Raw genomic sequence first — 6,246 nt, 5'->3', positions numbered from 1 at the left:
TGCGGTGGGGCGCAGATTCGATTCGCCGAGCGACATCACCGGGAATTCCAGCGGCAGGCCGCCCGCTTCATGCACGCCTTTCTTCACGTACTCCGCCAGCTCACGAAAGTGCGCATTGCAAGGCGTCAGTTCGGACCACGTATTACAGATGCCGATCACCGGGCGTCCGTCGAATTCATCGTGCGGAATGCCCTGGTTCTTCATCCATGAACGGTGTATGAAACTATCCTTGTCGTTTCTACCGAACCAGCTTTGCGAGCGGAGTTTGCGCATGTTGTCTCCCTATCCATTTGTTGGGTGCCGTTTGATATTCAGTTAGCCGCTTATTGTCTCGGGCGGAATTTGCCGTCGCGATTCAATGCGTCAAGCTCGCGCTGTGTCGAGATGAGCAGCCAGGTCATCGCGGCATGCGCCTCGGTGGGCTGATGCCGGTGAATCGCTTCAAAGACGTTCCGGTGCAGTTGCAAGGATTTCTTAGGGGACGCCGCGTACTGACCTGTCACGCGGATCTCGGCGGCAAGCGCTGCTCCGATTGTCACGATCAGTTGCCGCAAAACCCAGTTCCCCGTTGCGTCGATGATTGAGGTGTGAAACGCCAGATCCGCAACGCGCCAACCAGGGCCCCGCGTTCCTTCGGCCTCGGCCTCCATTGAAGCGAGTGCGGCTCCGATCCGTTCGAGATCCCGATCGTTCGCGCGTTGTGCGGCGAGTTCCGCGGCACGCGGTTCAATCAGCAGGCGTACCTCGATGAGGGACTGGAAAAAATCGACGTCCGTCGCATATGCAATGGCCGCGTCGAGTACGGTCGGGTCCAGCAGATTCCAGTTGCTGCGTGGCAGCACGCTGGCCCCCTTGCGTCGACGCACCTCGATCAGCCCGAGGGACTGCAGCTTTTGCATGGCTTCCCGGGCTGCAGTGCGGCTGACCCCTCGCGCCTGGGCCAGGTCGATCTCGTTCGGCAGGGAGGCGCCCGGCGCGTGTCGCCCTGACACGATGGCCTCGATCATTTCCGTCACGATCGGCTCATGAAGCTTCAGCATCTTCTTTCCATGCTAAATATGTATTACATATTCTGGCGCAAAATGGCTGACTGCTCAAATTGAACTTAGTTATGCCACTATTTGGCATTTAATTGACATACATATTGAGGCGGAAAGGTGGGGTTTGGCATCGCCGATGGCAGCGCATCGGACTTGGGCAAGAGGAGCGGGGACGTGCAGTGACCAGTGTCGAATGACAGCCGCCAGCGTGGTTCGGTGTTTGAATCGCGAGGGATGGATAATCCGGCGAGGACGGCGAGTCCTTCTTATCGAGCGTCGTCCCGAGGGCAACTGCGGTTAGCTAGCGACGGCAGTGCTGATCCACCGCCGCGCTGCGCCAAAATTCATGCTGGCCGCTATGCTTCGCGCGCAGCCTGCTCACCGGCGCGTGTTTAAACGTCTTTAGTATCGAATACGAGAAGCTCGACACCGGCTTGTGCGAAATTGGCCAGATCACCCGCTGTCGCTCTACCTTCAGGTGAACTGAGTGCCTGTTGCAGGGATTCCATCGAATCGAAACTCAGGATTGCCGCGAGATGATACGGGGAGCCGCCTTGCGGGGTCGCGACCGGCCCGGTACTCACTTCATAGCGCTGAAGTCCGGATAGCGTCTTGGCCAGAGGCACATGTTTCGAGAAGTAGTGTGCGTCGAATGCCTCGGTGTTTGACGGCGTCTTGTATAGCGCGACGAGCTTTGCCATGGTCATGTCTCCTTGTGCACCCGGCAAGATCGGTGCACGGCGGAATGAGCGTCTCGCGCTTCAACCCGCCGGCGGCCGGGATCGTGTCAGACTGATACGGAGTCGGGTGTACAACCACTTTACCCGGTCGAGAATGCAGCTTGGATTCTACGCCGGCTGTGAATTCGCACCGAAGCTTTCACGTGTCTTCGCATTGATGACCCGCCTCAGATCGTCCCAAACAACGCCCTCGGCCGATCTTTCAATGTTCCAGCCAGCAAGCGCAACGCACTAACAAGCTGATCGCGGCTCGACGCGCAAGCAAGGTTGATTCGCACGCCGTGCTCGATCTCCGAGCGATCCACCGCGAACGCCGAGGAAGGCATCACCACCACCCCGCGCGCCTTTGCATTGGCGGCGAAATCATCGGCGCGCCAGGGCGGCGGCAACTTGAGCCAGACGAACATGCACGCCGGATCGGAGCGCAGTAACGCCTGCGGCAACAACTCCCGTGCGAGCGCGTGGCGCGCGCGAATCTCGGCGAGTTGCGCGTCCATGATGTGGCGCGCAGTGCCGTCCTCGATCCAGATCGACGCGATCAGCATCGACATTGGCGCAGGCATCCAGGCGGTCGTGCGCACGGCCTCCGCGCACAGCGCCGAACTGTCCGGCGGACTCGACAGGTAGCCGAGCCGCAGCCCAGGCGCGAGAATCTTCGAGGTCGCCGCGATATGGAAGGTCAGTTCCGGACAAAGACTTGCGATCGTCGGCAAACGCTGCGATACCAGCGGCCCATACACGTCGTCCTCGATGATCGCGACGCCGTGCCGGCGAGCGATATCCACGAGCGCCATGCGGCGTTCGAGACTCATTGTCGTGACAGTCGGATTCTGCAGATTGGGCACCGTGAAGATCGCCTTCACGGGCATGCGCCGGCACGCGGCGTCGACTTCATCGGTCAGCAGTCCATCGCCGTCGCTCGGAATGCCGACGATCTCGAACTGAAACACGGGCGCGAGCGCTTTCAACCCATAGTAGGTGAGGCGGTCGGCGAGGATCACGCCGTCCGTGCCGATCAGGCTGTTCAGCACCGCATACAAACCGTGCTGCGCGCCGCTCGTCACGACCACCTGGCCGGCATCCGGCGTGAAGCCGGGCGCGGCCATCCAGCGGGCGCCGGCGGCGCGCGCCCATTCGGGGCCCTGCGGCGGCTGGTATTCCTGCAATTGCGCAAAGCGCGGATCGCGCGGCAACTCGGCCAACGTGCGTGCCAGACACGCGAGAAATTCGCCCGTCGCCGGCCGGTTCACGGTGAGGTCGATCAAGCCATTGCTCGCCGATTGCGCGGATTGCGCCGGTTCGACACTCGGCATCGCCCCGCCCGTCACGAGCGACCCGCGCCGTTTGCTGCCGATCACCAGCCCGCGCAACTGCAATTCCTTGTACGCGCGCGACACCGTCGAAACGTTGATGCCCAGAGCAGTCGCCAGTTGCCGCTGCGGCGGCAGTCGGCTGCCGGGCGGATAGATGCCGCTGCGGATGTCCTTCTCGATCGAACTGGACACCTCGATGTAAGTCGAGCGCTTCGCCGGATCCGGCGTGCCGTTGGCGGCGCGGGTTGCGTCTTTGCCAGAAGCCATAAGATCAACTGTCTCCATACAAACTGGCTTTGTCCGCAATTGTGCGGAGGTGTGGCGATTCTATACCACGCCCGTGCGACTGCGAGGCTTCCGCGAGTTTCCCGCTGAACCGCCGGCAGGTGGCGAAGAGCATGCCTGGGACCCTCCAGGGAAAATGCTATGACCACACAATATGTTTTTTGATTGCACACAAAAATTTATTGTGTGATTCTAGATGCCAGAGTTTGTCTGGTGGCGGACATGCAGCAACGACGCCGGGCAGTGCCCAGGAATCTGTCAGCAGGAGTGTTGCAATGCGCGTTTTGTCTTCGTGGCTGTCGTATGCGATAGAAGGGCGCAAGTAATGTCGGAGATCGCTATTGTCGGAGCGGGATTCATCGGCCTCGCCAGCGCGGCGTCGTTGATGCGCGACGGGCATCGGGTCACGCTGTTCGATCCGTCCGGCGTCGGACAGGGCGCGTCGTTCGGCAACGCGGGAACGTTTGCTCACTACGCGTGCATTCCGGTGAACAACCCGTCTGTGTTCCGCGATCTGCCGCGCTACCTGTTTTCTGGCGAGAGTCCATTCAGGCTGCGCTATCAGTATCTGCCGCACCTCGTGCCATGGCTCGCGCGCTTCATGATGAGTTCGCTGCCGCGCAGTTACAAGGCGAGTGCCGGCGCACTCGCTGCATTGCTCGCGCAAGCGCAGGAGGGTTACGCGCCGTTGCTGGCAAACGCCGGCCTGGCGCGTTTTGTAAGGAGGCGCGAGTGTCTCTATCTCTATTCGAGCGCGGCGTCGTTCGACGCGGCGAGCCCCGCACTCGGTTTGCGCAAGCAACTCGGCGTCGCGTTCGACGTGCTGGGCGCCAACGACATTCGCACGCTCGAACCGTCGCTGGCGCCGATATTCGAGCGCGGCGTGCTGTTCAGCAACAGTTGGCATTTCTCCGATCCGCAAGGCTTCCTGCAAACACTTTATGAGCAGCTCGTGGCGCAAGGGCTGACGCTGCAGCGATCGACGGTCAGCGCGGTGCAGCCCGCGGCCGATGGCGCGAGTGTGACAGCCGACGGCGTTACGCGGCGCTTTAGCCATGTGATCGTCGCGACGGGCGCGCGTTCTGCGCAGTTTGCGCGGCAATGCGGCGACAGCGTGCCGCTCGACACTGAGCGTGGCTATCACGTGCGTTATCCGGGCGCGCAGCAACTGATTTCACGGCCGGTTGGGTGGGCCGAGCGAGGCTTTTACATGACGCCGATGAGCGACGGTATCCGCGTCGCGGGAACGGTCGAACTGGGCGGCTTTAGCGACTCGCGCAACCGCTCGCTGATCGACTTGCTGACGTTTTCATCCAGACGCGCGTTGCCCGCGCTCACTACGCCCGACAGCAGTTGGCTCGGATTTCGCCCGACCTTGCCGGACGGCGTGCCAGTGCTCGCGCGTTCACGCGCGAGCGAACGCGTGATCTATGCATTCGGTCACCAGCATCTCGGGGTGACACTCGCCGGCATAAGCGCGCGCATCGTCGCGGATCTGGTCGCACGGCGCGCGCCTGCGCTCGATCTCGCGCCGTACGCGGCGACGCGTTTCCGCGCGGGGCGAAAGGCATAACGGCGAACATCGTGGCACCAGGTTTCAGTTTCATCCACCTCTACGTAGGACGGTTTCGACGCGTCGCGCATCGAGCCGCTCATTCGACATAACGCGCGACGTGACAACTCGCAAGGAGCGCATCATGAATCGCCGCAATTGGCTGTTGAGTTTTACCGTTTGTCTGATCGGTGCGCACGCACCGTTCGCGTGGGCAGCCGACCCTGAAGTCGTCAGGATCGGCTTTGTCGGACCGTTGACGGGTCCCGTTGCACGCGTGGGGAAAGACCTGCAGTACGGCGCGCAACTGGCGCTCGATGAAGAAAACGCGCGGCATCCCACTGTCGATGGTAAGCCGGTGAAATTTGTGCTCGACGTGCAGGACGACCAGGCCGATCCGCGCGTGGCGATTCAGGTGGCACAGAAGCTGGTCGACGACGGCGTGGTCGGCGTGATCGGTCATTACAACTCGGGTTGCAGCATTCCGGCCTCGACGGTTTATCACCAGGCGAACGTCGCGATGATTACGCCCGGTTCGACCAATCCGCAATTGACTAAACAGGGCTACAAGAACGTGTTTCGCACGATGGGCCACGACGGTATCGGCGGCGTGGTGGCGGGGCACTTCGTGGTCGAGCAGATGAAGGCGAAGCGCATCGGTATCATCGACGACCGCACGGCGTTCGGACAAGGACTGGCGGATGCGTTCGAAAAAGGCGCGAAAGAAGCGAATGGCAACATCGTCGATCGCGAGTTCACCAACGACAAGGCGGTCGATTTCCGCGCCGTCCTTACGACGCTGAAGAGTAAGAATGTCGATCTGATTTTCTTCGGCGGCCTGGATGAACAGGGGGCGATGCTGATCAAACAGATGCGCTCCCTCGGCATGACGGCTCAACTGTTCGGCGCGGGCGCGTTGAAGAGCAATGCGTTCCTGCAGATCGCGGGTACGGCGGGCGACGGCACGCAGGATCTGGAGCCGGGCCCCGCGCTCGACAAGCTGCCGGCGGCCGTGGAGTTCGGCAAGCGCTACAAGGCGCGCTTCAATCAGGACGTGGAACTGTATGCGCCGTTCGCGTACGACGCGGCGCTCGCGATGCTCAAGGCGATCCACACGGCGAATTCACTGGACCGCGCGAAGATCGTCGATAGTCTGTCCAAGGTCAGCGTCACGGGCGTGACGGGACAGATCACGTTCGACCCTTACGGCGATCTGATCAAGCCGCCGTACACGCTGTTTCAGGTTCAGCAAGGTCAGTGGAAGAGTATGAAGACGGTTGGAGGGAGCGGCGCCTGATTTTCGCGAGCACGGCGTC

At 61.6% G+C, this 6,246-nt stretch carries 6 protein-coding genes; 2 read left to right on the top strand and 4 right to left on the bottom strand.

Annotated features, from left to right (window positions below):
• The 4 genes from P0D70_RS35985 to P0D70_RS35970 form a co-directional block, all read right to left on the bottom strand.
• The coding region (locus tag P0D70_RS35985) for a dihydroxy-acid dehydratase domain-containing protein (RefSeq protein ID WP_408188018.1) at window positions 1-273 on the bottom strand (273 nt) is incomplete at its 3' end.
• Between the two features lie 50 nt (window positions 274-323).
• Window positions 324-1,040, bottom strand: coding sequence for a FadR/GntR family transcriptional regulator (locus tag P0D70_RS35980; protein ID WP_408188017.1), 717 nt, complete (start codon window positions 1,038-1,040; stop codon window positions 324-326).
• A 392-nt stretch (window positions 1,041-1,432) separates the two neighbouring features.
• The gene (locus tag P0D70_RS35975; RefSeq protein WP_091792843.1) at window positions 1,433-1,741 is read right to left on the bottom strand and encodes an EthD family reductase; all 309 of its coding nucleotides are present in this window, start codon (window positions 1,739-1,741) and stop codon (window positions 1,433-1,435) included.
• 206 nt (window positions 1,742-1,947) lie between these two features.
• On the bottom strand, window positions 1,948-3,360 hold the full coding sequence (locus P0D70_RS35970) for an aminotransferase-like domain-containing protein (protein WP_091792844.1): 1,413 nt from the start codon (window positions 3,358-3,360) through the stop codon (window positions 1,948-1,950).
• Window positions 3,361-3,703: 343 nt separating this feature from the next.
• Here P0D70_RS35970 and P0D70_RS35965 point away from each other — a divergent pair, with 343 nt between their 5' ends.
• Both P0D70_RS35965 and P0D70_RS35960 read left to right on the top strand, forming a co-directional pair.
• On the top strand, window positions 3,704-4,951 hold the full coding sequence (locus P0D70_RS35965) for an NAD(P)/FAD-dependent oxidoreductase (RefSeq protein ID WP_408188016.1): 1,248 nt from the start codon (window positions 3,704-3,706) through the stop codon (window positions 4,949-4,951).
• A 124-nt stretch (window positions 4,952-5,075) separates the two neighbouring features.
• Window positions 5,076-6,227 (top strand): branched-chain amino acid ABC transporter substrate-binding protein, encoded by a 1,152-nt coding sequence (locus P0D70_RS35960; protein WP_091792846.1) that lies wholly within the window; start codon window positions 5,076-5,078, stop codon window positions 6,225-6,227.
• The last annotated feature ends 19 nt before the right edge of the window (window positions 6,228-6,246 follow it).

The sequence above is a fragment of the Paraburkholderia sp. RL17-381-BIF-C genome, from assembly GCF_046026435.1.
In the GTDB taxonomy this organism is placed as follows: domain Bacteria; phylum Pseudomonadota; class Gammaproteobacteria; order Burkholderiales; family Burkholderiaceae; genus Paraburkholderia.
Note: the sequence above shows the minus strand (reverse complement) of the source record. Positions and strands in the feature narration are given on the sequence as shown.